We start from the raw sequence: 24444 nt of genomic DNA, 5'->3' as shown, positions 1-24444 counted from the left end.
CGATCAGTCGTCATCATCATCATCATCATCATCGTCGTCATCATCATCATCATCGTCGTCATCATCATCGTCGTCGTCGTCATCATCGTCATCATCGCCGCCGCCGCGCGATCCGCCGTCGTCGTCATCGTCGTCGTCGCGGTCCCGCCCGCGGTCGCGATCGCTATCGTCATCCTGGAGCAACAGGCGGCGCTGCTCTTCGGACAGCCCCTGCTGGCGTTTGGCGTTGAACACACGGCACACCCAGCTCTGGCATCCGCCTTCCGATTGCGCTTGAACCGGGGCCGGAGAGATCCAGAGCGTGATGGCAACAAGAAGCGCGGCGAGAAGGCGCATTGGGTCCCCTGTATCGTTGGCGGGCATCATAGAGCGGCGGAGGCGTTGCGTCACCTCCACAAGAGGGCGGACACGCAAAAGCGGAGGGCCGGAACGCACCCCCGTCCGGCCCTCCTCACGCGATGTGACTAAGACTCAGTCGTCGTCATCATCATCGTGTTCGTCATCCTCGTCATCGTCGTCGTCATCATCGTCGTCGTCGTCATCGTCATCGTCGTCATCCTCATCGTCGTCGTCGTCATCGTCGTCATCGTCGTCGTCGTCATCGTCGTCGTCATCCTCGTAATCGTCGTCGCGATCCGAGACGTCCCGATCGTCGCTGCCGCCGAGGATAGTGACGATGATCTCGCCGATCGTGCGCCGATCGTCTTCGTCTGCGAGGGCGGCCGTCGGCGTGAGGAAGAGCGCGATGGCGGTCGCGGTGGAAAGACGGGTGAGGGTCTTCATGGCGTGATCCTTTCGGTCTGTATGGGAGCGGCACCGTTGCGGCTCGCTCTCGAGAAGAGACCGGAAGGCCCGTCCGGAACATCCGTCGGGGGGTTAGAGCCGGTGACGTGACCGGAAGGGCTGAGCCGCCTAAACCGGAGGCAGATATGTGACAGCAGGTTGCCCCAACACAACATCAACCCCCATCAACCGGGGTTGATGGGGGTCTAAGGTTCATTCGGCGCGATACTTCGGCCTTCTGCCTCGGGATGAGGCGTCTGGGGCCGCGATCCGGCCGATAGAATCAGTGAAACCCTGCGCGTGTTCGACAGCGTCGAACCGTCAGCGCGGGACCCGAGCGAGGTCGTCTGCCTCAGTCATCATCGTCATCGTCGTCATCATCATCGTCATCGTCGTCATCGTCATCGTCCGAGCCGGAGTCGTCGCCGCTATCGTCCGAACTGTCGCTGCTGTCGCCGCCGCCGCTATCACTGTCTCCGCTGTCGCTGTCACCGCTATCGTCGGAGCCACTGTCGTCGCCGGAATCGTCGCCGCTGTCATCGGACCCGCTGTCGTCGCTGCCGCCGGAGCTGTCCCCGCCGCCACTGTCACTGCCGCCGCTATCGCTTCCGCCGCTGTCCGAACTGCCGCTATCGGAGCCGCCGCCGTCACTGCCGCCGCTATCGGAGCTGCCGCTGTCGTCGGGCTCATCGTCGCTGTCGTCATCGTCGGAGGCGCCGCCGGAGCTGCCTCCGCTGGAGCCGCCCCCCGAGCTTTCGTTGCTCGAGGACCGGCCGCGGTCGTCGTCATCGCTGTCGTTGCCCGACCAGTTGCCGCGTTCGGAATCGAGTTCCTCCATGCCGAAGGCTGAGGCGAGCGCGCGGCCCATCGGGTCGAGCCGGTAACCGTCGGCGAGAGCCGCGTGCGGCATCACGATCAGGGTGGTTGCGAGAAGGGTGGCGAGGCGGGGGGAGAGGGTTGGTCTCATTCGGTCTCCTTGCGGGGACACGTCGACCATGCACCTGCACGGGGGCGCGCACAGGCGGGGGGGAGCAGCCGATCGTTTCCCACTGCGCGCCATGGGGTGAGGCGGGCTTTTCGTGGCACTGTCGAGGCACAACAACCTAGAGTTGTGGCTCTGTCAGACTACCCGACTCGGGCTGTTTTCGCATCCGCGGAAGAGAAAAGCCCCGCCGGTGCTGCCGGCGGGGCTCACAGTGCTCTCAAGTCACTGAGCTGAAAGGACCGCATTACAGCGGCCGCAGGTCTGCGAGTGTGTATGCAGGCCCACATCCGGCAGGATCTTCCAGCAGCGCGCGCACTTCTCGCCATCCGACTCCGCGGGGATGACGGCGACGCCTTCAACCTCCGGCAGAGTGAAAGCACCCATCGGCGCCGCATCACCCGTCACGGTGATCTGCGAGGTGATGCAGATATCCTCGAACGGCACGCTCTCGAGCGCCGCGCGAAGCTCCGGATCGGCGACGTGGACCACCGGGGCGGCCTCCAGCGAGGAGCCGATGCGCTTTTCGGTGCGCTCGATCTCCAGCGCGCCGGTCACGACGCGACGCGCGGCGCGGATGCGCGCCCATTTCGCGGCGAGCGCGTCGTCGCGCCACTCCGCGGGCGTTTCCGGGAAGTCCTGCAGGTGGACCGAGCCGTCCGGGTGCCGCTCCAGCCACACCTCCTCCATGGTGAAGGTCAGGATCGGGGCGAGCCACGTGGTCAGCCGCGCGTGCAGCGCATCGAGCACGTCGCGGGCCGCCCGCGCCTCGACACTCGCCGGATCGCCGCAATAGAGCGCGTCCTTGCGGATGTCGAGGTAGTAGGCCGACAGGTCCACCGTGATGAAGGTGAAGAGCTTCTGGAACACGCCCTGGAAGTCGTAGGCGGTGTAGCCCTGCCGGACCTCCGCATCGAGCTCCGCGAGGCGATGGAGGACCCAGCGTTCGAGCTCCGGCATCTCCGCGTAAGCGACCGCCTCATGATCCTCGATCGAGCCGAGGATGAAGCGGAACGCGTTGCGCAGGCGGCGGTAGCTGTCGGCGACGCCCTTCAGGATCTCCGGCCCGATGCGCTGATCGGCGGTGTAGTCGGTCTGCGCGACCCAGAGGCGGAGGATGTCGGCGCCGTACTGCTTCACCACCTCGGCGGGCACGATGGTGTTGCCGAGCGATTTCGACATCTTCATGCCCTTGCCGTCGAGGGTGAAGCCGTGGGTCAGCACGCCCTTGTACGGGGCGCGGCCCACCGTGCCGCAAGCTTGCAGCAGCGAGGAGTGGAACCAGCCGCGGTGCTGGTCGGTGCCTTCCAGGTAAAGGTCCGCGGGCCAACCGCCATCCTCCCGGTCGCGCATGACGAAGGCGTGGGTGGAGCCGCTATCGAACCAGACGTCGAGGATGTCGGTCACCTTCTCCCACCCCTCCGACGCGCGGTCGCCCAAGAAGCGGGCGGCCGCGTCGTCCTCGAACCAGCAATCGGCGCCTTCGGCCCGGAACGCCTCGACGATACGGGCGTTGACGGCCTCGTCCTGGAGGAGTTCGACGGTTCCGTCATCACGCCGCTTCACGAAGCAGGTGAGCGGTACGCCCCAGGCGCGCTGGCGCGAAAGCACCCAGTCGGGGCGGTTCTCGATCATCGCGTGGATGCGGTTGCGACCGTTGGCGGGGGTCCAGGTCACGAGCTCGTCGATGGAGGTCAGCGCCCGCTCCCGGATCGTCTTGCCGTAGGTATCGTCGCCGCCAAGCTGCCGGTCGATCGCCACGAACCATTGCGGCGTGTTGCGGTAGATCAGCGGCGCCTTGGAGCGCCAGGAATGCGGGTAGGAGTGCTTGAGCCGCCCGCGCGCGAGCAGACGCTTCGCCTCGACCAGCGCGTTGATGACGACGGTGTTGGCCTTCCCCTCCTTGCCCTTGTGATCGAAGATCGCGAGCCCGCCGAAGAGCGGCAGGCTCTCGCGGAAGGTGCCGTCCTCGCCCACGTTGTGGGTCATGGGCAGGCCGTGCTTCAAGCCGATCTGGTAGTCGTCGTCGCCGTGGCTGGGCGCGGTGTGCACGAAGCCGGTGCCCGCGTCGTCTGTCACGTGGTCGCCGGGCAGCATCGGCACGTCGTAATCCCACTCGCCGTTGGCGCCGTCGACATGGCGCAGCGGGTGGGCGAGCGTCAGCGCCTCCAGCTCGGCCGGGGTCACGTCGCGCAGGCGGCGATACATGGTCTCGTCGAGACGGGACTGGCGGAACACATCCTCGGCAAGCGCGTCGGCGAGCAGCAGCTTCTCCCCGATCCGCGCCCAGCATTCCTCGGGCCGGCCGGTGACTTCGTAGAGACCGTAGGAAATCTCCGGCCCGAAGCAGACGGCGCGGTTCTGCGGGATGGTCCAGGGGGTCGTGGTCCAGATCACGACGGAGGATGTCGCGATGTCGGAGGCCATGTCGGCGCCGCTATCCTCCGGCTGATCGGCCAGCCGGTCGGAGCCCGCGGGCGAGACCACGGGGAACCGGACCCAGATCATGTGGGACTGGTGGTCGTGGTACTCGACCTCGGCCTCGGCCAGCGCGGTCTTCTCCACTACGGACCACATGACGGGCTTCGAGCCCTGGTAGAGCGTGCCGTTCATGACGAACTTCATGAACTCCTCGGCGATGGTCGCCTCGGCGCCGAAGTCCATGGTCAGGTACGGATTCTCCCAGTTGCCGGTGATGCCGAGGCGCTTGAACTCGTCGCGCTGGATGCCGACCCACTCGCGGGCGAATTCGCGGCATTCGCCGCGGAACTCGTTGACCGGGACCTCGTCCTTGTTGCGGCCCTTCTGGCGGTACTTCTCCTCGATCTTCCACTCGATGGGCAGGCCGTGGCAGTCCCAGCCGGGGACGTAGCGCGCGTCGCGGCCCATCATCTGCTGGGAGCGGACGACCATGTCCTTGAGGATCTTGTTGAGCCCGTGGCCGATATGAAGGTTGCCGTTGGCGTAGGGCGGTCCGTCATGGAGCAGGAAGGGCTCCCGCCCCTCCTTTTCCCGCAGGCGGTCGTAGATCGCCATCTCCTCCCACCGCTTGAGCCAGTCGGGCTCGCGCTTGGGCAGACCGGCCCGCATGGGGAAGTCGGTCTGCGGCAGGTTGAGGGTATCCTTGTAGTCGGGCGTCGTGGTGGTCTGGTCGGCGCACATCTCTTGCGGCTCCGTCATGGGCGGTCGTGTCTTGGAAGCGTGTCGGCGCGGAAGAGGTCCATGCGCCTTGGCCCGGCCACTCCTCAGAGCGCCGGGCGGCTAATTCGTATCGCGAAGGCGAAGCGTCCGAACATGGGGGCGGGATACACCAGCGGCGGCGGGGCGTCTAGGGTCAGGAGGGGTGGAGTGTGGTGCTCTGAAGCGGTGGGGGGCGCGCCGGAGCTGGAGGGCGCTTGCGCGACCATATTGAGAGGTCCGCGCCCTCCAAGGGGAAGGCAGGCGGGAGAGTCGTTCTGGGAGCTACCGCCCCGGACTTGATCCGGGGCCTTGCGTTGCAGGTTACCTTGGGCCGAGCGGTCCCGGCGCTTCGGCCGGGACGGTGGCAATGAGGGTCATGGCCGGGCTTGACCCGGCCATCTTCAGCTTGCGGAGATCCTCGGGGCAGGCCCGAGGATGACATCCCCATACAACAAACGGCGCGCCCCGAGGGACGCGCCGACGGACCCGGAAGGGCCGGAAATCAGAAGTGGCGGTAGACGCTGACCGACACGCGATCCGTATCGAGGTCGAAGTCCTGCCCGTCGAAATCGTCGTAGTTCGTGCGGGTGTATTCCAGCCGCCCGTGGAAGAACGCCGGCATCGACCAGTTCACGCCGACACCGTAGCGGATGCCGCCTTCCTCGAGGTCGCCCGCGCCCAGATCGCCGGTATCGACCTCCTGGATCTGGTAGCCGAGGCGGCCATAGAGCGAGACGAACTCGGTCACGTTGTAGCCCGCCAGCACGCCGATGCCGTAGCTGTCCTCCGCCTCGACATCCTGGTCGTTGTCGGCGTTGGAGAGCGTGTAGTTCACCTCACCCGCGACATAGGCGCGGCCGAAGCCGTACTCGTAGCCGCCGAAGATACCGTAGTAGAGACCATCCACGTCGCCGCCATCGTCATCGATGCCGTCGATCTCGTGCTGCTCGAACCCGAGCTCCGCGCCGAGGTAGAATTGGTTGCCGTGATCGGCGAGGGCCGGCACTGCGGCCAGCGAGGTGAGGGCGCTGGTGACGAGAAGGGCCTTCATGTCTGCATACTCCTGCAGGGTGGGTCTGCCGCTGTACATGTGTCGCGGCGCTCACATTCCAATGACGTATGGATCATACAGGAAAACTGATGCGCTGACGACACAGGGTTTTTTCAATATGCGGTGACGCCTCCGTCAAGTGCGATGGTCTGGCCGGTCATGAAGCTGTTGGCGGGGTCGGCGGCGAAGAGCATGGCGGCCACGATCTCCGACGGTTCGCCCTGCCGGCGCATGGGAACGCCGCGCACAAGGTCGGCCTCGGCCGTTTCGGGCTCCGGATGCAGGTCGATAGCGAACTGGGTCATCGCGGTGCGGGTGAAGCCCGGGCAGATCGCGTTCACGCGGATACCGCGGCGCGCGTTCTCGATGGCCGCGGCACGGGTGAGGCCGACGACGCCGTGCTTGGCCGCGGAATAGGCTCCGAGCGTCGAGGAGCCGACGAGCCCCGCGATGGAGGCGGTGTTGAGGATCACACCCCCGTCGCCCGTGTCGCGGAACTGCTGCTGCATGACGGGGATCTGCGCCTGCAGCGCCCACATGACGCCCAGGAGGTCGATCTCGATAACGGTGCGGGCCACCTGCTCCGGCGTCTGCTCTATGCGCATCGGCGGATGGACGACGCCCGCGTTGTTGATGGCGACGTCGAGCCGTCCGCCGATCTCGACGGCCTTGGCCACGAGGTCCTTGTGCGCCTGCGGCTCGGTCACGTCGGCGATCATGGCGGTGGCGCCGAGGTCGCTGGCCACCTGCTCCACCTCCTTCGCGCGGTCGGAGAGGAGGAGCGTGGCGCCCCTGGCCGCGAAACCTTCGGCCGCGGCCTTGCCCAGACCGGCGGCGGCGCCGGTGATCAGAACGGTCTTTCCCTCGAACATCGGCCTCACCCCACGTTGGCGAAGAGGTTGAGCGGCGCCTCGACGCTCATGCCGCCGTCGAGCGGCAGGATCGCGCCGGAGACATAGGCCCCGCCGCGGCCGCACAGGTAGAGGGTGGCGCCCGCCATGTCCTCCGGCGTGCCGATGCGGCCGAGGGGGACGTTGGCGCCCACCTTCTCCGCCTTCTCGGCTGTGCCGGTGGCGAAGCGGGTCATCTTCGAAGGGAAGGGGCCGGGGGCGAAGGCATTCACGGTGATGCGCTTCGAGGCCAGTTCGGTGGCGAGCACCTTGGTCATGTGGTGCACTGCCGCCTTGGACATGGTGTAGGAATAGGCGCCCTCGGCCAAGGGAACGGTGCCCATGACGGAGCCGATGTTGATGATGCGCGCCGGGTCCGCGTGGGTCGCCGCGGCCTCCAGCAACGGGGTGAGGTCGCGGGTCAAGGTGAACATCGCGCCGACATTCACGTCCATCACCCGGCTCCACTGCTCCATCGGGAAGGTCTCGAACGGCTCGCCCCAGGTGATGCCCGCATTGTTGACGAGGATGTGGAGCGCGCCGGTCCGCCCCTTCACCTCACCGACCAGTGCCGCGATCCCCTCGGGCGTGGAGACGTCGCCGCCAAAGCCCTCGACCCGGCCCGGCAGGCCCGACCCGTTGATCTCTTCGGCCACGGCCTTGCAGGCCTCGGCCTTGCGGCTCGCGATCATCACCGTGGCGCCGCCCGCGGCCAGTGCCTCGGCGATCATGCGGCCGATGCCGGTGGCCCCGCCGGTGACCAGCGCCACCTTGCCGGACACGCCGAAGAGATCCTCGAGATAGGACATGGCTCACTCCCCTTTCCGCCACGTCAAAACCGCGTGACGCTTGATGATTTCGGGCCAGCATGACCGGATGACGCGAACGGGGCAAACCCCGATCCCGCATGACGCGACGTGAGGAGGACACGCGAGATGAGCACCCCAGAGACGATGAAAGCCCTGGTCCAACTGCATGACGGCTACTCCGGCCGGCAGGAGGGTCCGGTGATCGACGATCTCGCACCGCTCTTGGAGTATCGCGAGGTGCCGGTGCCGCAGCCGGGGCCGGGCCAGGCGCTCATCAAGGTGGACCTCGCCGCGGTCAATCCATCCGACCTGCATTTCATCAAGGGCGAGTACGGCCAGCCGCGGGTGAAGGGCGCGCCGGCGGGTTTCGAGGGGGTCGGCACGGTGGTCGCGGGCGACACGCCCTTCGTCGGGCAGCGCGTCAGCTTCTACGCCACCCATTCGGGGACCTGGGCCGACTACGCGCTGACCGAGGCGCGCGGCCTCATACCTTGCCGTCCCGATCTGCGGGCCGAGGATGCGGCGGGACTGATCGTCAACCCGCTCACCGCCTCGGCCATGTTCGACATCGTGCGCGACAGCGGGGCGGACAGCTTCATCCTGACGGCGGCGGGCTCGCAGCTCGGCAAGCTGCTGATCGCGTTGGGGCGCGACTACGGCATCGCACCCATCGCCGTCGTGCGCCGCGCCCAGCAGGGTGAGATGCTGCGTGACCTCGGTGCGGAGGAGGTTCTGGTCACCTCCGACCCCGAGATGCTGGCGAAGGCGGCACCCATCATGAAGGCGCGCAAACCGCGGATCCTGCTCGACGCGGTGGGCGACCAACACACGGCAGACTTGTTCTTCGCGATGCCGAATCGGGCGCGCTGGGTGAACTACGGAAAGCTCTCGACGGAGCCGCCGCGGCTCACGCAGCTCGGCCAACTCATCTTCCAGCACAAGAAAATCGAGGGCTTCTGGCTGACCGAATGGATGAAGACGGCCAGCCCCGAAAAGCTCGGCGCGGTCATCACCGAAGTGCAGGAACGCTTCGTCAGCGGCAAGTGCCGCACGGACGTGACGGCGGTGGTGTCGCTGGCGGACGCCATGTCGGAATTGCCCGCAGCAACTAAGAAACTGGACGGGAAAGTATTTCTAAAGCCCTGATGGATCAAGTTTTAAGCAACTCCGGGTTGAGACCTGAGCGCGCCTGCTCAATTCTCTAATTATCGCCGGGGGGCGACAGCGATCCACCGGAGGGGGGAGGGATCGCGAGATTTGCCGGCTGCGGAGTCCCTGACGCAGCCGGCAATTTTTTGGGCAGTGGGACATGCGCCGTTTCATCGTTGCCGTTTTCCTCGCGACCAGCCCGGCGCTGCCGGAAGCGCCCTACCCCATCCGCGCCGATCCTCCGACAGAGATCCCGGCCGATCACGACCCCTGCTGGGCGTGGGAGAGCGAGACGGAGTTCACGCGGTTCTTCCTCGAGATGGATCTGGAGGATCGGCAGGTGCCGTTCCGCGTGCCGACGATCTACCTCGAAGACGCCTGGGACCGGGTGGAAGGCGCAAGCCATGGCGCGCAGCTCTTCAGTGTCGGGATCGCCGAGTTCGAGCCTGTCTCGCGACCGGAAACCGGGCGGCGTAATCGGCAAGGTATTTGGAACTGGATGACCTTCACGCTCAGCGATCTCCTGCCACTCGATGAGATCGCCCTACTGATCGCGGTTTCGCAGGACCGCAACGCCAGCACACCGGAGATCGAAGACCCCGCTTTCACGATCTTCAGTTACGAGATGCAAGGCGGCCCGCACGGTTTGACCGAAGTGAATGTTCCAGAGCCGCGCAGGCGTCGGAAAACCGACATCTTTCTCGACCTGACGACGGAGAATGAGATCGTTGGCATCGTCGAATGCAGTGCCCTGACCACGGTCCCGTTTCCAAGCTGCCATCATGACTTCGAGGTCGAAGGCATGACCGTTTCGATGAGCTATCGTCGCACTGAGTTCGTCAACTGGCGCCGCCACCACCAGCGCGTCGAGCAATTTCTGACCTGCGGGCGAACCGCCTCCGGCTAGGTCAGCCCCAGCACGTCGACCATGTCGTATTCGCCTGCCTTCTGATCGCGTCCCCAGACGGCAGCGGTGACGGCGCCGCGGGCGAACAGCATGCGGTCGCTGGCGATATGGGCCAGCTCCACCCGCTCACCGGGGCCTGCGAAGATCGCGCGGTGGTCGCCGACCACGTCGCCGCCTCGCAGCGCCGCGAAGCCGATGACGCCCTCCCGCCGCGCGCCGGTCTGGCCGTCCCGGCCGCTGTCGCGCATCTCGGCGAGGTCCACGCCCCGCCCCTCGGCCGCTGCCTCACCCAGCATCAGCGCAGTGCCGGAGGGGGCGTCGACCTTGTGGCGGTGGTGCATCTCCACGATCTCGATGTCGTATTCGGCGCCCAGCGCCGCGGCGACCTTGCGGGTCAGAACGGTCAGCAGGTTCACGCCGAGGCTGAAGTTGCCCGCCCGCACGACCGGGCAATGCACCGCACAGCGGGAAATATGGGCAAGGTCGTCCTCCGACAGGCCCGTGGTGCCGATCACGTGCACGGCCCCCGCCTGCGCGCAGAGCGTCCCGTGCTCCCGCGTCGCCTCGGGCGCGGTGAAGTCGAGCACCGCATCGGCGCGCGCGATGGCGTCGAGCGGGTCGTCGGCGATCACGACGTCGCCCGTACCCGGCACCAGTTCACTGACCGGGCGCCCCGCCCACGGGTCGCCCGGCATCACGGTGGCGCCCACGAGTTGCACCCGGTCGTCCTCGGCCACCGCCTGCATCAGCATCCGGCCCATGCGGCCCGCCACGCCCGTTACGGTCACGTCGATCATGATCTGCCTCCCGTCCTTTGCCCCTCCTTAGCCGCGCAACCGGCGGAGCGCACGGTCCTTCTTCCCGCCGTCTTCTTGCGTCCAAGTATCCCCGCCGGAGGCATTCGACGGTCTATGCGCTTGACTCCGGCTCTTCAGGGGCAGACATGGCCGCCATGGCACGACACACGATCAACGAAGGCGCGGGACCGTCCCAGCGCCAGCTCCGCGTCGGCGAGCTTGTCCGGCGCGCGCTTTCGGACGCGCTGATGCGCGGCGACACCCACGACCCCGATCTGGGGCGCACCTCCATCACGGTGGGCGAGGTCCGGATGAGCCCGGACCTGCGCCACGCCACCGTCTTCGTGATGCCGCTGGGCGGCGTCGATGTGGAGGGCGTGCTCGCTGCACTCGAACGCAACCGGAGCGAGTTGCGGCGGCTGGTTACTCGCGCAGTAACCCTCAAATACTCGCCAGATCTGCGCTTTCGCGCCGATGAAAGCTATGATCGGATGGACGAGACGCGGCGGCTTCTGTCCAGCGACAACGTGCGCCGCGACCTCGACGACGCGGAGGACTGATCCCCCGCGACCCCGGCAGAAGGCGTGGGACGGATGCGGGCGACGGACTGGTTGAAGCGGATGAGGGGCGCGGCACGCCGCGACGAGGAGCCTGCGCCGGATGAGCCGGCCAGCATGCTCTATACCACCCGCACCTACCCGATCTATTACCTGTCCATCACCAAGTGCGGCTGCACCTTCCTCAAGAGCCTGTTCTACGCGCTCGATTTCGGGGAGGAGCATCCGGACGGCATCCACCTGCACCGGCAGGAGCAGGGCCTGATCCGCGCCGACGACATCCCGCCCGAGACGGTGCGGACAAGCCCCTATGCCTTCGTCGTGCTGCGCGATCCGGTAACGCGCTACGTCTCGTTCTACCTCGACAAGATCTGGGGCGACGGGCCGACCAACTTTCCCGAGATCCGGGACCGGCTTGCCGAGGACGGGATCGTGGACCTCGCGCGCGACCTCGATGTGGAGGGGCACCGGGCGAACGTGATGCGGCTGCTGGAGTGGACGAGCCGCAGCCTCGCCGGGGAGCCCGAGGAGGCGCTGGTCGCCGGTGGCCGCTATCACCACTGGCGCGCGCAGACGGGGCGGCTGCGCCGGGCGCGGCACTTCCCGCTGACGCATCTGACGCTGGAGGGGCTGGACTGGCAGCTTCCGTTGCTGCTGAAGCCCGTGATCCCCGATCTCGCCGAGCGGATGGAGATCGTGAAGGAGCGCAATCGCTCGCCGCGCCCCGTTCCCCTGCGCGAGATCGCCGACGAGGCGACGGCGGCCGCGATCCGGGCGAGATACCAGCGGGACGGGCGGCTGCATGCGCGCGCGACCGAGGTCTGGGCGGGGCAGCAGCGCACCCGCCGCCTGCCCGACCCGCCGCTGCGTGGCCATCTGCGCTGCACCCGGGCGGGCGGGTTCGTGCTGCGGGGGGCGGCGGCGTCCGGCCGGTCCTCGCTGGCTGCGGCCCTCGGGGGCGGGGCGCTCGTCGACGTGCCCCGCGATGCGCTGCCCGAAGGCGTGGTGCTGATCCGTGAGCCGCTGGAGCGCTTCGTCGCGTTCTACCTCCACATCTTCCTGCAGGAGGGGGAGAGCGACTGGACGCGGCTGCGCGATCTGCTCACCCGGACGCGCGGCTTCTTCCCAGAGCCCGAGGATGACGCGCAGCATGCGCGCAACCTCTATGTGCTGAGCATCTACATGGGCCGCCGGGCGGCCAGCTTCGCGGCGATCACAGGGCCAGACGGCTCGCGCGCGCAGGTGCATGACGTGAAGCGCCCGCTCGATTGGGGGATGATGCCGCTGCTGGTCGAGGGGGGCGAAGTGCGCTCGGGTGCGGCGACACCGCTTGCCGCGGACGATCCGCTGCGCGGCGCTCTGGCGCGGACCGCGCTGCCCCCGAACTGGCGCAATTGGGTGCCCGTATCGGTTGCCGAGCGTTTCAGGACCATGTATCGCGCCGACTTCGAATTGTACGAGGCGCTGTCGCGGGACGGCGCGGCGAAGGCGGACGAGACATGGGACGACGCAAATCCGGACGAGCCGTCCACGGCTGGCTGATCGTGGACAAGCCCGCGGGCGTGACCTCCACCGCGGTGGTGAACAAGGTCCGCTGGGCGCTCGGCGCGCAGAAGGCGGGGCATGCGGGCACGCTGGACCCGGCGGCGACGGGGGTGCTGGCCATCGCACTCGGTGAAGCGACGAAGACGGTGCCCTACGTGACCGACGCGCTGAAGGCCTACCGCTTCGACGTGACGCTGGGGGCCGCGACCAACACCGATGATGCGGAGGGCGAGGTGATCGCCACCTCCGACAGCCGCCCGACGGATGAGGAGATCCGCGCCGCCCTTCCTGCCTTCACCGGCGATATCGAGCAGGTGCCGCCGCAATTCTCCGCCGTGAAGGTCGATGGCGAGCGGGCCTATGCCAAGGCCCGCGGCGGGGAGGAAATGGAGCTCGCCGCACGCCCCCTCTATGTCGAGAGCCTTGAGATGGTGGGCCGCGACGGCGACGTGGTGACGCTGGAGATGGTCTGCGGCAAGGGCGGCTATGTCCGCTCCATCGCGCGGGATCTCGGCGCGGCGCTCGGCTGCCTCGGCCATGTGAAGGGCCTGCGCCGGATCTGGTCGGGACCGTTCGAGCCGGTCGACGGGCTCGACTGGGAGACGCTGGAGCGGCTGGCGAAGGACCCCGCGCTCGACGCGCATGTCCATCCGCTGGAGGTCGGCCTGCAGGACCTGCCGGAGCTTGCAGCGACACCCGAGGGCGCCGCGCGGCTGCGCAACGGCAATCCGGGCATGGTGATGGCCGCCGATGTGGAGTATGGCGAGGAGGCGTGGGCCAGCCATGACGGCAAGCCGGTCGCGATCGGCGTCTACAAGGCCGGCGAGCTGCATCCGAGCCGGGTGTTCAACCTCTGAAGGACGCGCCCGTGGCCGCTGTCGGATCTGGATATTTGGACGAATCCGAAGGGCTGGTGCGCCGCCACCATGCCGACGCGCGGGCGCGCTCGGAAGCAGTGTTCTCGGCCTGCGGGCTTTATCGCTTTGCGCTGACGCGGGTCTGGGGCGACGGCCCGCGGCTGCATTACGTGATGCTCAACCCCTCCAAGGCCGACGAGGTCGCGAACGATCCGACCGTGGAGCGGTGCGAGCGGCGGGCGCGGGCGCTGGGCTACGGCGCGTTCAGGGTGACCAACATCTTCGGCTTTCGCGCAACGGACCCGCGGGTGCTGCGCGCGGCAGAGGCGCCCGTGGGTCCGGGCAATGATACGGCGGTGCTGGCAGGTGCGGCGTGGGCCGACGCGACGCTCTGTGCCTGGGGCGTGCATGGCGCGCATCTGGGCCGCGGGGCGGAGGTTGCCGAGTTGCTGCGGGAGAGCGGCGCGCGGTTGCTGACGCTGGGTCTGACCAAGGAGGGGCATCCGCGGCATCCCTTGTATGTCGCCTATGCGCAGGCGCCGGAGGAGTGGGCGTGAGCAACCGGGCGAAGGGGCTGGGGATCGCGGTGCTCGCCGTGCTGGTGCTGATGCCCGACACGATCCTGTTCCGGCTGATCCGCTCCGACGAATGGGTGCTGATGTTCTGGCGGGCCGGTTTTCAGGGCCTGTCGCTGTGGGTCGCGCTGATCCTGTGGCGCGGGGCGCGGCTGGCGGATGACCTGCGCGGGTTGGGACGACACGGGTGGGGTTTCGCGGTGGCCATGGGGATCGCGGCCTGCTGCTTCACCTTGGCCATCTCGTGGACGACGGTGGCCAACACGCTCTTCATCGTGGCGACGACACCGCTCTGGGCCGCGATCCTGTCGTGGCTCTGGATGGGGGAGCGGGCCTCGCGGCGCACGGTGTGGACGATCGCCGTGGCACTGGTCGGCATCGGCGTGATCGCGGTGAGCCGCGACGCGGGCGGCGTGGCGCATTGGAGCGGCGATCTCGCCGCCCTCGGCGGGGCGATCGGGATGGCCATCGGCTTCACCTTGGCGCGCCGGGCGCAGGGCCAGTCGATGGTGCCGGCCCTCGCACTCGCCACGGTGCTGCCGATCGGGCTGGGCGCCCTGATGGGCGGGGCCGCGATGCCGCTGGAGGGCGACCTGCCGATCCTGTTCCTGATCGGCGGGGTGATCGCGCCCGTCAGCTTCGCCCTGCTCAGCACCGCGCCGCGCTATGTCCCCTCGCCGGAGGTGAGCCTCATCCTGCTGCTCGAGACCACCTTCGCGCCGCTCCTCGTCTGGTGGATCATCGGGGAGCATCCGGGGCAAGGTGCGCTGATCGGCGGGGCCATCGTAATCTCGGCACTTCTGGTGTCCAACATCGCGGGGCTCCGACGCGCGCATTAGCCCCTTTCGCAGCCCTGCGCTTTGTGTCATATCGCGCGGGTCGCGCCGGATGCTCCGGCCTCGCGACCCCTTCGTCGTTTTTCCGACCATGCTGGACGACATCCCGGCATCGGCCGCAGGGCGCAGGGCATCGAAACCGAGAACCGAAAGGATGACCCGATGTCGATCACGCAAGAGCGCAAGGAAGAGCTCATCAAGGAATACGGCACGAAGGACGGCGACACCGGCTCCCCCGAGGTGCAGGTCGCGATCCTGACGAGCCGGATCACCACGCTGACCGAGCACTTCAAGGAGCACAAGAAGGACAACCACTCCCGCCGCGGCCTCCTCAAGATGGTGAGCCAGCGCCGGAAGTTGCTGGACTACGTCAAGCGCAAGGACGAGGCCCGCTACAAGGACCTGATCCAGCGCCTCGGCATCCGCCGCTGACACGAGACGACGCAGGGCGCGCTCCACCGGGGGCGCGCTTTGCATTTGGGGGCACCGCCCGGAAACAGGTGCAGTGTCCGATGGGCGCACGGGCCGAGCCCCAGCCCGACGCCCGGACGCATGAAACGGGGGCCGCGGGGCCGTCAGGGGACGGCAGATCCGCAGGAAGGAAACGAGAATGTTCAACGAATTCAAGAAGTCCATCGAATGGGGCGGCGACACGCTGACCCTGGAGACCGGCAAGATCGCCCGTCAGGCGGATGCCGCCGTCGTCGCCACCTATGGCGAGACCTCCGTGATGGCCGCCGTGGTGTTCGAGAAGCAGCCGAAGGAGGGTTTCGACTTCTTCCCGCTGACCGTCCACTATCAAGAGAAGTATTACGCCGCCGGCAAGATCCCCGGCGGCTTCTTCAAGCGCGAGGCGCGCCCGACGGAGAAGGAGACGCTGACCTCGCGCCTCATCGACCGTCCGATCCGCCCGCTCTTTGTCCCGGGCTTCAAGCATGAGACGCAGGTGATCTGCACCGTGCTGAGCCACGATCTGGAGAACGACCCGGACGTGGTGGCGATGATCGCCGCATCGGCCGCACTGACCCTGTCGGGCGCGCCGTTCCTCGGCCCGATCGGCTGCGCGCGCGTCGGCTACGCGGGTGGCGAGTACGTGCTGAACCCGTCCGTGGACGACATGCACAAGCTGCGCGAGAACCCCGAGCAGCAGCTCGACCTCGTCGTCGCGGGCACCAAGGACGCGGTGATGATGGTCGAATCGGAGGCCTACGAGCTCTCCGAAGAGGTCATGCTGGGTGCGGTCACCTTCGGTCATGAGCAGATGCAGCCGGTCATCGACATGATCATCGCGCTCGCCGAGGATTGCGCCAACGAGCCGTTCGACTTCACCCCGCCGGACTACACCGCGCTCTACGAGAAGGTGAAGGGTCTGGGCGAGGCCGACATGCGCGCCGCCTTCGCGATCCGCGACAAGCAGGAGCGCCAGGCCGCCATCTCCGCCGCGCGCGAGAAGGTGCGCGAGGGGCTGAGCGAGGAAGAGCTGGAGGACAAGAACCTCGGCTCCGCCTTCAAGAAGCTGGAATCCGCCGTGCTGCGCGGCGACGTGGTGAAGAACGGCAACCGGATCGACGGCCGTGCCCTCGACACCGTGCGCCCGATCGTGTGCGAAACGGGCTTGCTGCCCCGCACCCACGGCTCCGCGCTCTTCACCCGTGGTGAGACGCAGGGCCTTGTGGTAACCACGCTCGGCACCGGCGACGATGAGCAGATCATCGACGCGCTGCATGGCGAGAGCCGCTCGAACTTCCTGCTGCACTACAACTTCCCCCCCTACTCGGTGGGTGAGGCAGGCCGCATGGCTGGCCCCGGCCGGCGCGAGATCGGCCACGGCAAGCTCGCTTGGCGCGCGCTGCAGGCGGTGCTGCCGGCGGCGACCGACTTCCCCTACACGATCCGCGTCGTGTCGGAGATCACGGAATCCAATGGCTCCTCCTCCATGGCCTCGGTCTGCGGCGGCTCGCTGTCGATGATGGATGCGGGCGTGCCGCTGAAATCCGCGGTGGCGGGCGTGGCCATGGGCCTCGTGCTGGAAGAGGACGGCGACTACGCAGTCCTGACCGACATCCTGGGCGACGAGGATCACCTCGGCGACATGGATTTCAAGGTCGCGGGCACCGAGAACGGCATCACTTCGCTCCAGATGGACATCAAGGTCGCGGGCATCACGCCCCAGATCATGGAGACCGCCCTGGCGCAGGCCAAGGACGGCCGGATGCATATCCTGGCCGAGATGGCGAAGGCCCTGACGGGTGCCGCCGAGTTCTCCGTCCACGCGCCGCGCATCGAGACGATGACCGTTCCGCAGGACAAGATCCGCGAAGTGATCGGCTCCGGCGGCAAGGTCATCCGCGGCATCGTCGAGGAGTCGGGTGCGAAGGTCGACATCAACGACGACGGCGTCATCAAGATCGCGTCCCCGAACGGCGAGGCGATCGAGAAGGCCCGCGCCATGATCCACTCCATCGTGGCCGAGCCGGAAGTGGGCGAGATCTACACCGGCAAGGTCGTGAAGCTGATGGACTTCGGCGCCTTCGTGAACTTCTTCGGCAAGCGCGACGGCCTCGTCCACGTCTCCCAGCTCTCCAACGAGCGGGTGGGGCATCCCAAGGACGTGCTGAAGGAAGGCCAGGAAGTGAAGGTCAAGCTCGTGGGCTTCGACGACCGCGGCAAGGTCCGCCTGTCTATGAAGGTCGTGGACCAGGAAACCGGCCAGGAGATCGCCGCCGAAGGCTGATCCCGACCGCTTGAAACGAAGGGCCCCGGCATTCACGTGCCGGGGCCTTTTTGTTGGGAGACTGCGCTGTCCTTACCGAATGCGTGGGGTCAGGAGATCTTCTTCAGCAACTTGATGGCCGTCGTCGCCTGCTCGTCGAGCTCGACGATCTGTTGCCCGATCTTCTCCGCCCGGATTTTAAACTCGGCCTCGATCCGGGCCTTCAGCGCCTCATCGGCTTCGCTGGAGATCTTCTGCAACGCCAAAGTGTAGGCAAAGACCTCCCTGGCATACTTCAGGTTCTGGAAGAATGACGAGACGGCCTGAATTGCCCGGGGCCCGCCGAACCGATCGAGATGTACGAGTTTTCCCAGATCACCGCACAGCCGGTGATGAACTGCGAACCAGTCCTCGCGACGGAAGTCGTCATCGATCCATGTCGGCCGTTCCCCCTTGGCGTGAGCTAGAAACAGCGGGTCCTCCTGGACACGCTTCAGGCTGCTCTGCGTCGCTTCGATGGTCGCGATGTAGGTATGAGCTATGGCAATGCCCTGAAAATCATGTGATATTTTGGTTTGCCAAAACCAGGCTGCGAACGCGAGCGCCGCACCTAAGAACGCAAGACCCACGGGCGAAAAGATCTCCGACATCACACTCTCCCAAACTGAACCCTGCTTCAGATGAGCGCAAAGAAGCGGATGAGCAAGTCTCTGGGAGAACAGCCGCAGTAAATTTCGCCCGACTCATGGACAAGACGCGAGCTGATCTTGGCGTCGCTATTTCACTGTAGGGCTAGAAGCGCGTGTCGGCTCAATTGAGTAGCACCTGCAGCGTTGGCAGTGTCGAGATCACTCCAAAGCACAGCGAGGGTGGGTACAACTCGCAGAACATCCCGCTCAACCGCCCCCAAATGCAAGGGGCCCCGGCGGCGTGCGCCGGGGCCCCTGCCCCCCTCAAAGGCAGCCGCCACTCACCCCATATCGAAGATCGAGACCAGTGCGAGGTCGTCGCACGTGTCTCTCCCCCCATCGGCTGCCCGGACACCGGTGTCCACGAAATCGTCAAGGCTGTCGGAGGCGCCGAGAAGGTCGTCTCCGTCCCGAAGATCCTCGCCGAAGCCGGTCTCCTCCACATAGGTCATGAAGAGACGCGCCGCGGCCCAGAACACATCGGGCAGGTCGAAGGCGAACTCGTCCTCGCGGCCGCAGACCCAGTCGAAGGCGATGGGCTTGTCCTCCATCACGGGATCTACGGGCGTCTCTTCCTCCACCGGAGCCTCCGGCGTGTCGTCCATGGCCACCGGAGTCGGCTCGTCCTCCTCGGCGGGCGTCTCGTCATCCATCGCGACGGGGGTCGGGGTCTCCTCCTCCACCGGCGCGTTCGGTGTCTCGTCGTCCATCGCGATCGGCGCGGGCGTCTCCTCCGGCGCCTCGATCGGCTCCGGCGTCTCGACCGGTTCGGGCATCGTGGGCTCCGGGGTCTCCACCGGTTCCGGGGTCTCGTCCTCGGCCGTCACGGGCTCGGGCGTCTCTTCGGGCGCCGGGGTCTCCTCGAACGCGGGCATCTCGGGCGCCTCGACCGGCTCGGGAGCCTCGGGCGTCTCGACCGGGCCCGCGACAGGCTCAGGCGTCTCCTCGACCTCCGGCATCACGGGCGGCACGATCGGCGCGGGCTGCTCCACCGGTGCGGGCGCCTCGGCGACCGGCATCTCCTCGGCCGGGGCGGGCGTGCCTGTGTCGAGCTCGACCTCACCGGCGGTCAGGGCGAAGTTCTGGGTCACCATCATGGCCTCGAACCCGTTGAACTCGCCCACCTCGATGCCGACGCCCAGATAGTCGAGGTCGGGATTGAGGATGTTGGCCCGGTGGCCGGGGCTGTCCATCAGCGCCTCGTGGAGCAGCACGACCGTCTCGTCATACTGGTCCGGGTTGCTGACGGAGCGATAGGCGATGTTCTCGGCCCAGGCATAGGAGCCGGAGAAGTCGAAGCCCGCATCCTCCATCCGCTCCCCGGCGCTGGAGCCGGCGGTGCCGGTGTGGGAGAACACGTTCGCGTCGAGCATCCAGGCGCTGTGGTCCTCGCTCGCTTCGTTGAGGTTCTGCTCCAGCTCCAGCGGGTCGAGCCCGCGGGAGGTGCGCTCCTCGTTCACGAGGTCGAGCATCTGGCGTTCGAGATCGTCGGCAATGGACATGTGGTCGTCTCGTCATCTGGGCCCGGCGGGATCGGCGCACCCTGGCGTGAGCGCACCGGCCGGCGGACGTGGCGTGTTCGGTGGGGCAATGGTGCGGGCGGCGGGGGCCCTGCTCAACGGCTCACCAGAGATTTGAAGGGCCATCGGCAAGACCCTGCCGCGCGGGATCCCGCCGGGTTCGGCGTGGATGTTCGTGGCCCGGCAGCCCGGTGCGTGGCAGGAGGGGACGAAATGCGCCTGTATGCGAGGGCGCGCGGCGGTCGGCGGCTGCGATCCGGTGATATTCGCCCTTTGTCCGGCCCACCCGCAGCTCACCGCCGATGCCGGTGCGCGTGGCGCGAGCGCCCGCCGCGATCAAATCCGCCGGGTGCCCTCGGGCTCCATTTGCGCGAGTTCCCGCTTGAGCAGTGCCAGATTGCGGCTGTTGGCCTTGAAGGCGATGTCGAAGATGGTGCCGATCACGGGAATCGACCCCACCACGTAGTCGACGCCCGCATTGCCGAGCATCCGGGCGAGCGTGCGCTTGCGCGCGCCCATGCGGTAGGCCTCCCAGATCAGCCAGGCGGACATCGCGCCCGCCACCGTGTCGCCAACCACCGGCACGATGGAGAGGATCCCGTCGGCACCGATCGGAATGCGCGTGCCCGGGATGCGAAAGCGGGTGTCGAGCAGGTCGGCCAGCGCCTCGACCCGCTTCAGCCGCCGGGCGCTGTCGGCCACCTCCGTCATCGGCGCGCGATGATCCAGACGGCGTGCACGATACCGGGGATGTAGCCGAGGATCGTCAGCAGAATGTTGATCCAGAACTGCAACCCGATGCCCACTTGGAGGAACACGCCGAGGGGCGGCAGCAGGATGGAGAGGATGATGCGGATGAGGTCCATGAAATCGCTCCGGTAATCGAAATTCACCCGATCAACGGGTGGGAGCGGCTTCGGTTCAGGCAAAGGGCGCTGGCGACGCGAACCGCATCCAGCGCCCGCCCTCCGGATGCCGCAGCCGCAGTTCGGCCGCGTGGAGCATGAGCCGCGCGGCAGGCGGCCCGCCATAGAAGCGGTCGCCGAGGATCGGATGCCCCATCTCGCGGCAATGGACACGAAGCTGGTGACTGCGTCCAGTTCGGGGGCGAAGCTCCAGCAGCGTGTCCGCCCCCCGCTCCAGCACGCGCCAGTCGGTATGGGCGGGCTTGCCGTGGGTCCAGCAGACCTTCTGCAGCGGCCGGTTGGGCCAGTCGGCGATGAGCGGCAGTGCCACGAAACCGGCCTGCCCGGCCACGCAACCTTCGACCCGGGCGAGATACGTCTTCGCCACCTGCCGCCGCTCGAACTGCAGGCCGAGATGGCGCTGCGTGGCAGGCGTCCGGGCGAAAACCATCAGGCCCGACGTGTCCATGTCGAGCCGATGGACGGTCAACGCCTCCGGGTATTCGGCGCGCAGCCGCGCTTCCAGGCAGTCGGGCCAGTCCTTGCCGGGCACGCTCAGCAGGCCGGTGGGCTTGACCACCACCAACAACGCCTCATCGGCGTGCACCACCTCCACCGGCCCCTTGGGCGGCGCATAGTCGATCAGCGGCGGCGGTTTGATGTTGACGGGGCGGTCCATGCGCCCTCACCTACCCGCCGGAGGTGACGCGATGCAATCGAACGACGCGCGGCGCGGCATCGCGCTGATGATCGCCACCACCTTCGTCTTCGCGGTGCAGGACGGGATCAGCCAGCACCTCGCCTCCGAATACAACGTCATCATGGTGGTGATGATCCGCTACTGGTTCTTCGCGGCCTTCGTCATCGCCCTGTCGGTGAGCCAGCCGGGCGGCGTGATGGCGACCGCCCGCACCACGCAGCCGGTGCTGCAGATCGGGCGCGGGCTGCTACTGGTCGCCGAGATCTGCGTCATGGTGCTCGCCTTCACCCTGCTGGGACTGGTGGAGAGCCACGCGATCTTCACCCTCTACCCGCTCCTGATCGCGGCCCTCTCCGGCCCCGTGCTGGGCGAGCGTGTGGGTTGGCGGCGCTGGGTGGCGATCGGCGTAGGCTTCGTCGGCGTGCTCATCATCCTGCGTCCCGGCCTGCGCGTCTTCGCGCCAGAGGCGCTGGTGCCGCTGCTCGCCGCCCTGATGTTCGCGCTCTACGGTCTGCTGACGCGCCGCGCGGCGCGGGACGACACGGCGGCCACGTCCTTCTTCTGGACCGGCGTGGCAGGGGCAGTCGCGATCACCTGCGTCGGCCCGTTCTTCTGGGAGCCGATGAGCGGCAGTGACTGGCTGTGGATGGGCGCGCTCTGCATCACCGGCGCGGGCGGGCACTGGCTGCTCATCAAGACCTACGAGGCGGCGGAGGCGGGCACCGTGCAGCCCTTCGCCTATTTCCAGCTCGTCTTCGCCACCGCCATCGGCCTCTCGATCTTCGGCGAAATGCTCGACCCGTGGACCACCGCGGGCACCACGCTCATCGTCAGTGCAGGGCTCTACACCCTCTGGCGGGAGCGGCGGACGCGCTGAGCCCGCCCCTTCATCTTTCCCCAAATACGCAAGCGCGGTTTCAGCCGGCGGTCAGGTCGGCTTCGATGCGCAACGGTACGGGGCCGCCCTCCAGCCGCTGGCGGTAGACGTGCATCCCCTCGATCACGCGCATGACGTAGTTGCGGGTCTCGGTGAAGGGGATGTGCTCGATCCAGTCGATCGTCCGGTCGAGGTCCATGCGCCGCGGGTCGCCGTAGCGCTGCGACCACTGGCGCGACCGGCCCGGACCGGCGTTGTAACCCACGGCGGACAGCACGTAGGAGCCGTTGAACCGGTCCATCAGGTCGGCGAGGTAGGTCGTGCCGAGGCGGATGTTGTATTCGGGGTCCTGCGTGAGGCCGGACGCGGAATACGGGATACCAAGCTGGCGGGAGACGTCCTGCGCCGTGCCGGGCATCAGCTGCATCAGCCCCCGTGCGCCCACGCGGCTGACGGCGTTGGTGTTGAGCTCGCTTTCCTGCCGGGCGAGCGACATGATCAGCTCGGGCGGCAGCGCGGTGCGCACGCCGGAGAGGTCGAGCAGCGGATAGGCCGTGGCGGGGAAGGCCTGCCCCGTCTCGCGGGCTGCGAATTTCGAGAGGCGCACGGCGCTGTCGGGCCGCTGCAGCACCTCGATCGCGAAATCGGCGAGGGCCACCGTTTCCGCCGGGTCGGGCAGGTCGAGAGCGATGCGGCGCAGGAAGAGCTCCCCGTTCGACCAGTCGTCCGCGGCATAGAGCAGGGCCGCCGCGGTCAGCCGCGGGTCGTTGGCGAAGGAGGCCGAGCGCCAGTCCATCTGCTCCTGCACCGAGAAGGCGGGATCGGCGGGCAGGCCCAGCCGCTGGGCCGCAAGCTGGCCGTAGAAGGTGGACTGGTGCTGTGCACCGCGCTCGAAGGCCGCCTGGGCCGCGGCGAGGTTGCCGACGCCCTCGTAGGCGCGGCCCAGCCAGTAGCCGGCGCGGCCGAGCGAGATCGGCGTCTCCACCGCCGCCTCGAACCGCTGGAAGTGCGGGATGGCCCGCTCCGCGCTGCGCAGGCGGCGCAGCTGGATGTAGCCCGAGAGCCATTCCAGATCGGCGTAGTCGGAGCCTTCGGTCAGGAAGTGGCGGGAGGCGAGCTCATAGGCGCGGGAGACGTTGCCGGTCCGCATCTCAGCCCGGGCATAGCCGCGGCGGGCGCGGGCCCACGCCTCGGGCTGGCCGAGCTCCGCGGCGGAGGTCGATTGCGCGCGCAACAGCTCCTGCGCGGTGTCGAGCCCGCGCTCCCGCCGCCAGACGAAGCGGTCATAGGCAAGGCCCGGATGATCGGCGAGCTCCGCCGGGACCGCGTCGATCAGCTCGTTCACGCCGTTCTCGTTCCGGCGCAGCGCGATGCGCGCCTCGGCCAGAGCGCGCCAGGCCGGGGACACGCGCGGCTCCATCCGGGCGGCCTCGCTGAGGCGCCCGTCCCAGATCGCGTTGTCGAGGCGGGTGATGTGGTGTGCTTCGAGCAGGCGCGGCGCCTGCGCGGCGATGAGCTGCTCCTCGAGCGTGTTGAGCGGCAGCTCCCGCCAAGCGCGCACAAGAGTGCCGTCGGCCTCTCGCCCGCGGCCCAAAGCCGCCTGCGCCTCAGCCAGACGGAGGGCACCGAGGCCCGTCTGCGGATCGTCGTCCCCGAAGAACAGGAAGACGTCCATCGGGTCGGCATTGGCCGGGATCCGCGTCTCCCCCGCCCGGCGCATCCGGGTGAGGCCGGGCCAGTCGGCGTTGCGCTCGATGAAGTCGAGATACTCGTTCCAGTTCCCGTCGCCCGTGCGCAGCCGGGTCCAGGTCAGCACCTCGCGGGCCACCGGCTCCCCGGTCTGGCGGGCGAGGCTCTCGGCCAGGTCCCAATCGCGCTGGATCCCGGCGCGAAGCGCTTCGGCCATGCGCAGGCCCGCCTGATCGGAGACCTGGGCCGGCGCGGCGGGGGTGACGGCGAGACAAACGGCAACAAGGGCAGGCAGCAAACGCATGACAATCGACCTCGACAAAGGGCACGAATCAACTAGAACCACCGGACGCACCGGCCTGTCTTCGGCGTAAGGTAGACCCGGCTTTGCATCAATTCACGCTTGCGCGGAAATCCGCTCAAGTTGCCAATC

24 protein-coding genes are annotated in these 24444 nt (G+C 67.7%); 10 read left to right on the top strand and 14 right to left on the bottom strand.

What is annotated here, in order from left to right:
- Positions 1 to 3: 3 nt before the first annotated feature.
- From I0K15_RS13035 to I0K15_RS13005, 7 genes are all read right to left on the bottom strand, one after another.
- Complete coding sequence (locus I0K15_RS13035) at positions 4 to 336, bottom strand: hypothetical protein (protein ID WP_196101943.1); 333 nt, start codon at positions 334 to 336, stop codon at positions 4 to 6.
- Between the two features lie 135 nt (positions 337 to 471).
- Positions 472 to 783, bottom strand: coding sequence for a hypothetical protein (locus tag I0K15_RS13030; protein ID WP_196101942.1), 312 nt, complete (start codon positions 781 to 783; stop codon positions 472 to 474).
- A 352-nt stretch (positions 784 to 1135) separates the two neighbouring features.
- Positions 1136 to 1750, bottom strand: coding sequence for a hypothetical protein (locus I0K15_RS13025; RefSeq protein WP_196101941.1), 615 nt, complete (start codon positions 1748 to 1750; stop codon positions 1136 to 1138).
- Positions 1751 to 1990: 240 nt separating this feature from the next.
- Complete coding sequence (gene ileS, locus I0K15_RS13020) at positions 1991 to 4927, bottom strand: isoleucine--tRNA ligase (RefSeq protein ID WP_196105468.1); 2937 nt, start codon at positions 4925 to 4927, stop codon at positions 1991 to 1993.
- Between the two features lie 520 nt (positions 4928 to 5447).
- The gene (locus tag I0K15_RS13015; RefSeq protein ID WP_196101940.1) at positions 5448 to 5996 is read right to left on the bottom strand and encodes an outer membrane protein; all 549 of its coding nucleotides are present in this window, start codon (positions 5994 to 5996) and stop codon (positions 5448 to 5450) included.
- A gap of 113 nt (positions 5997 to 6109) precedes the next feature.
- Positions 6110 to 6868: an SDR family NAD(P)-dependent oxidoreductase gene (locus I0K15_RS13010; protein ID WP_196101939.1), complete on the bottom strand. Its 759-nt coding sequence runs from the start codon at positions 6866 to 6868 to the stop codon at positions 6110 to 6112.
- A 5-nt stretch (positions 6869 to 6873) separates the two neighbouring features.
- Positions 6874 to 7695, bottom strand: coding sequence for an SDR family oxidoreductase (locus tag I0K15_RS13005; protein ID WP_196101938.1), 822 nt, complete (start codon positions 7693 to 7695; stop codon positions 6874 to 6876).
- Positions 7696 to 7821: 126 nt separating this feature from the next.
- On the opposite strand from I0K15_RS13005, the gene I0K15_RS13000 reads away from it, so the two are divergent.
- Positions 7822 to 8841: an alcohol dehydrogenase catalytic domain-containing protein gene (locus I0K15_RS13000; protein ID WP_196101937.1), complete on the top strand. Its 1020-nt coding sequence runs from the start codon at positions 7822 to 7824 to the stop codon at positions 8839 to 8841.
- Between the two features lie 163 nt (positions 8842 to 9004).
- On the top strand, positions 9005 to 9751 hold the full coding sequence (locus I0K15_RS12995) for a hypothetical protein (RefSeq protein ID WP_196101936.1): 747 nt from the start codon (positions 9005 to 9007) through the stop codon (positions 9749 to 9751).
- Here the strand turns inward: I0K15_RS12995 and dapB are convergent.
- Complete coding sequence (dapB, locus tag I0K15_RS12990) at positions 9748 to 10548, bottom strand: 4-hydroxy-tetrahydrodipicolinate reductase (RefSeq protein ID WP_196101935.1); 801 nt, start codon at positions 10546 to 10548, stop codon at positions 9748 to 9750. The genes I0K15_RS12995 and dapB overlap by 4 nt on opposite strands.
- A 146-nt stretch (positions 10549 to 10694) precedes the next feature.
- Here dapB and rbfA point away from each other — a divergent pair, with 146 nt between their 5' ends.
- From rbfA to pnp, 7 genes are all read left to right on the top strand, one after another.
- Positions 10695 to 11108 carry a 30S ribosome-binding factor RbfA gene (gene rbfA, locus I0K15_RS12985; RefSeq protein WP_422393982.1) on the top strand — a complete coding sequence of 138 codons (414 nt, stop codon included), beginning with the start codon at positions 10695 to 10697 and terminating at the stop codon, positions 11106 to 11108.
- A 114-nt stretch (positions 11109 to 11222) separates the two neighbouring features.
- The gene (locus tag I0K15_RS12980) at positions 11223 to 12647 is read left to right on the top strand and encodes a sulfotransferase family 2 domain-containing protein (RefSeq protein ID WP_196101933.1); all 1425 of its coding nucleotides are present in this window, start codon (positions 11223 to 11225) and stop codon (positions 12645 to 12647) included.
- Positions 12605 to 13507, top strand: coding sequence for a tRNA pseudouridine(55) synthase TruB (gene truB / locus I0K15_RS12975; protein WP_196101932.1), 903 nt, complete (start codon positions 12605 to 12607; stop codon positions 13505 to 13507). Before I0K15_RS12980 ends, truB begins: the two co-directional genes overlap by 43 nt.
- A gap of 35 nt (positions 13508 to 13542) precedes the next feature.
- A complete protein-coding gene (locus I0K15_RS12970) occupies positions 13543 to 14064 on the top strand; it encodes a DUF1643 domain-containing protein (RefSeq protein WP_230374115.1) in 522 nt (173 codons plus the stop codon).
- Positions 14061 to 14921: a DMT family transporter gene (locus I0K15_RS12965; protein ID WP_196101931.1), complete on the top strand. Its 861-nt coding sequence runs from the start codon at positions 14061 to 14063 to the stop codon at positions 14919 to 14921. The genes I0K15_RS12970 and I0K15_RS12965 overlap by 4 nt, the downstream gene beginning before the upstream one ends.
- 159 nt (positions 14922 to 15080) lie before the next feature.
- The gene (gene rpsO / locus I0K15_RS12960) at positions 15081 to 15350 is read left to right on the top strand and encodes a 30S ribosomal protein S15 (RefSeq protein ID WP_196101930.1); all 270 of its coding nucleotides are present in this window, start codon (positions 15081 to 15083) and stop codon (positions 15348 to 15350) included.
- 178 nt (positions 15351 to 15528) lie between these two features.
- A complete protein-coding gene (pnp, locus tag I0K15_RS12955) occupies positions 15529 to 17652 on the top strand; it encodes a polyribonucleotide nucleotidyltransferase (RefSeq protein ID WP_196101929.1) in 2124 nt (707 codons plus the stop codon).
- Between the two features lie 89 nt (positions 17653 to 17741).
- Here the strand turns inward: pnp and I0K15_RS12950 are convergent, their stop codons facing one another.
- The 5 genes from I0K15_RS12950 to I0K15_RS12930 all read right to left on the bottom strand — a co-directional run bounded on the left by I0K15_RS12950 (position 17742) and on the right by I0K15_RS12930 (position 21424).
- Entirely contained in the window at positions 17742 to 18281 is a 540-nt protein-coding gene (locus I0K15_RS12950; protein ID WP_196101928.1) for a hypothetical protein, read from the bottom strand.
- A gap of 320 nt (positions 18282 to 18601) precedes the next feature.
- Positions 18602 to 19822, bottom strand: coding sequence for a CAP domain-containing protein (locus I0K15_RS21070; protein WP_230374114.1), 1221 nt, complete (start codon positions 19820 to 19822; stop codon positions 18602 to 18604).
- Between the two features lie 354 nt (positions 19823 to 20176).
- Positions 20177 to 20551 (bottom strand): DUF4112 domain-containing protein, encoded by a 375-nt coding sequence (locus I0K15_RS12940; RefSeq protein ID WP_196101927.1) that lies wholly within the window; start codon positions 20549 to 20551, stop codon positions 20177 to 20179.
- The gene (locus I0K15_RS12935) at positions 20548 to 20706 is read right to left on the bottom strand and encodes a YqaE/Pmp3 family membrane protein (protein WP_196101926.1); all 159 of its coding nucleotides are present in this window, start codon (positions 20704 to 20706) and stop codon (positions 20548 to 20550) included. The genes I0K15_RS12940 and I0K15_RS12935 overlap by 4 nt, the downstream gene beginning before the upstream one ends.
- Before the next feature lie 55 nt (positions 20707 to 20761).
- Complete coding sequence (locus tag I0K15_RS12930; protein WP_196101925.1) at positions 20762 to 21424, bottom strand: RluA family pseudouridine synthase; 663 nt, start codon at positions 21422 to 21424, stop codon at positions 20762 to 20764.
- Between the two features lie 31 nt (positions 21425 to 21455).
- Between I0K15_RS12930 and I0K15_RS12925 the strand changes: the two genes are divergently transcribed.
- Positions 21456 to 22322, top strand: a complete 867-nt coding sequence (locus I0K15_RS12925; RefSeq protein ID WP_196101924.1) for a DMT family transporter — start codon at positions 21456 to 21458, stop codon at positions 22320 to 22322.
- A gap of 40 nt (positions 22323 to 22362) precedes the next feature.
- Here the strand turns inward: I0K15_RS12925 and I0K15_RS12920 are convergent, their stop codons facing one another.
- A complete protein-coding gene (locus I0K15_RS12920) occupies positions 22363 to 24315 on the bottom strand; it encodes a lytic transglycosylase domain-containing protein (RefSeq protein WP_196101923.1) in 1953 nt (650 codons plus the stop codon).
- Positions 24316 to 24444: the final 129 nt, after the last annotated feature.

This window comes from Pontivivens ytuae (genome assembly GCF_015679265.1).
Taxonomy (GTDB): Bacteria; Pseudomonadota; Alphaproteobacteria; order Rhodobacterales; family Rhodobacteraceae; genus Pontivivens; species Pontivivens ytuae.
Note: the sequence above shows the minus strand (reverse complement) of the source record. Positions and strands in the feature narration are given on the sequence as shown.

Bases quoted from the DNA above. Each gene is read 5' to 3' on its own strand.
- I0K15_RS13035 (WP_196101943.1), bottom strand. From the start codon at position 336: ATGCGCCTTCTCGCCGCGCTTCTTGTTGCCATCACGCTCTGGATCTCT.
- I0K15_RS13030 (WP_196101942.1), bottom strand. From the start codon at position 783: ATGAAGACCCTCACCCGTCTTTCCACCGCGACCGCCATCGCGCTCTTC.
- I0K15_RS13025 (WP_196101941.1), bottom strand. From the start codon at position 1,750: ATGAGACCAACCCTCTCCCCCCGCCTCGCCACCCTTCTCGCAACCACC.
- ileS (WP_196105468.1), bottom strand. From the start codon at position 4,927: ATGTGCGCCGACCAGACCACCACGACGCCCGACTACAAGGATACCCTC.
- I0K15_RS13015 (WP_196101940.1), bottom strand. From the start codon at position 5,996: ATGAAGGCCCTTCTCGTCACCAGCGCCCTCACCTCGCTGGCCGCAGTG.
- I0K15_RS13010 (WP_196101939.1), bottom strand. From the start codon at position 6,868: ATGTTCGAGGGAAAGACCGTTCTGATCACCGGCGCCGCCGCCGGTCTG.
- I0K15_RS13005 (WP_196101938.1), bottom strand. From the start codon at position 7,695: ATGTCCTATCTCGAGGATCTCTTCGGCGTGTCCGGCAAGGTGGCGCTG.
- I0K15_RS13000 (WP_196101937.1), top strand. From the start codon at position 7,822: ATGAGCACCCCAGAGACGATGAAAGCCCTGGTCCAACTGCATGACGGC.
- I0K15_RS12995 (WP_196101936.1), top strand. From the start codon at position 9,005: ATGCGCCGTTTCATCGTTGCCGTTTTCCTCGCGACCAGCCCGGCGCTG.
- dapB (WP_196101935.1), bottom strand. From the start codon at position 10,548: ATGATCGACGTGACCGTAACGGGCGTGGCGGGCCGCATGGGCCGGATG.
- rbfA (WP_422393982.1), top strand. From the start codon at position 10,695: ATGGCCGCCATGGCACGACACACGATCAACGAAGGCGCGGGACCGTCC.
- I0K15_RS12980 (WP_196101933.1), top strand. From the start codon at position 11,223: ATGCTCTATACCACCCGCACCTACCCGATCTATTACCTGTCCATCACC.
- truB (WP_196101932.1), top strand. From the start codon at position 12,605: ATGGGACGACGCAAATCCGGACGAGCCGTCCACGGCTGGCTGATCGTG.
- rpsO (WP_196101930.1), top strand. From the start codon at position 15,081: ATGTCGATCACGCAAGAGCGCAAGGAAGAGCTCATCAAGGAATACGGC.
- pnp (WP_196101929.1), top strand. From the start codon at position 15,529: ATGTTCAACGAATTCAAGAAGTCCATCGAATGGGGCGGCGACACGCTG.
- I0K15_RS12950 (WP_196101928.1), bottom strand. From the start codon at position 18,281: ATGTCGGAGATCTTTTCGCCCGTGGGTCTTGCGTTCTTAGGTGCGGCG.
- I0K15_RS21070 (WP_230374114.1), bottom strand. From the start codon at position 19,822: ATGTCCATTGCCGACGATCTCGAACGCCAGATGCTCGACCTCGTGAAC.
- I0K15_RS12940 (WP_196101927.1), bottom strand. From the start codon at position 20,551: ATGACGGAGGTGGCCGACAGCGCCCGGCGGCTGAAGCGGGTCGAGGCG.
- I0K15_RS12935 (WP_196101926.1), bottom strand. From the start codon at position 20,706: ATGGACCTCATCCGCATCATCCTCTCCATCCTGCTGCCGCCCCTCGGC.
- I0K15_RS12930 (WP_196101925.1), bottom strand. From the start codon at position 21,424: ATGGACCGCCCCGTCAACATCAAACCGCCGCCGCTGATCGACTATGCG.
- I0K15_RS12925 (WP_196101924.1), top strand. From the start codon at position 21,456: ATGCAATCGAACGACGCGCGGCGCGGCATCGCGCTGATGATCGCCACC.
- I0K15_RS12920 (WP_196101923.1), bottom strand. From the start codon at position 24,315: ATGCGTTTGCTGCCTGCCCTTGTTGCCGTTTGTCTCGCCGTCACCCCC.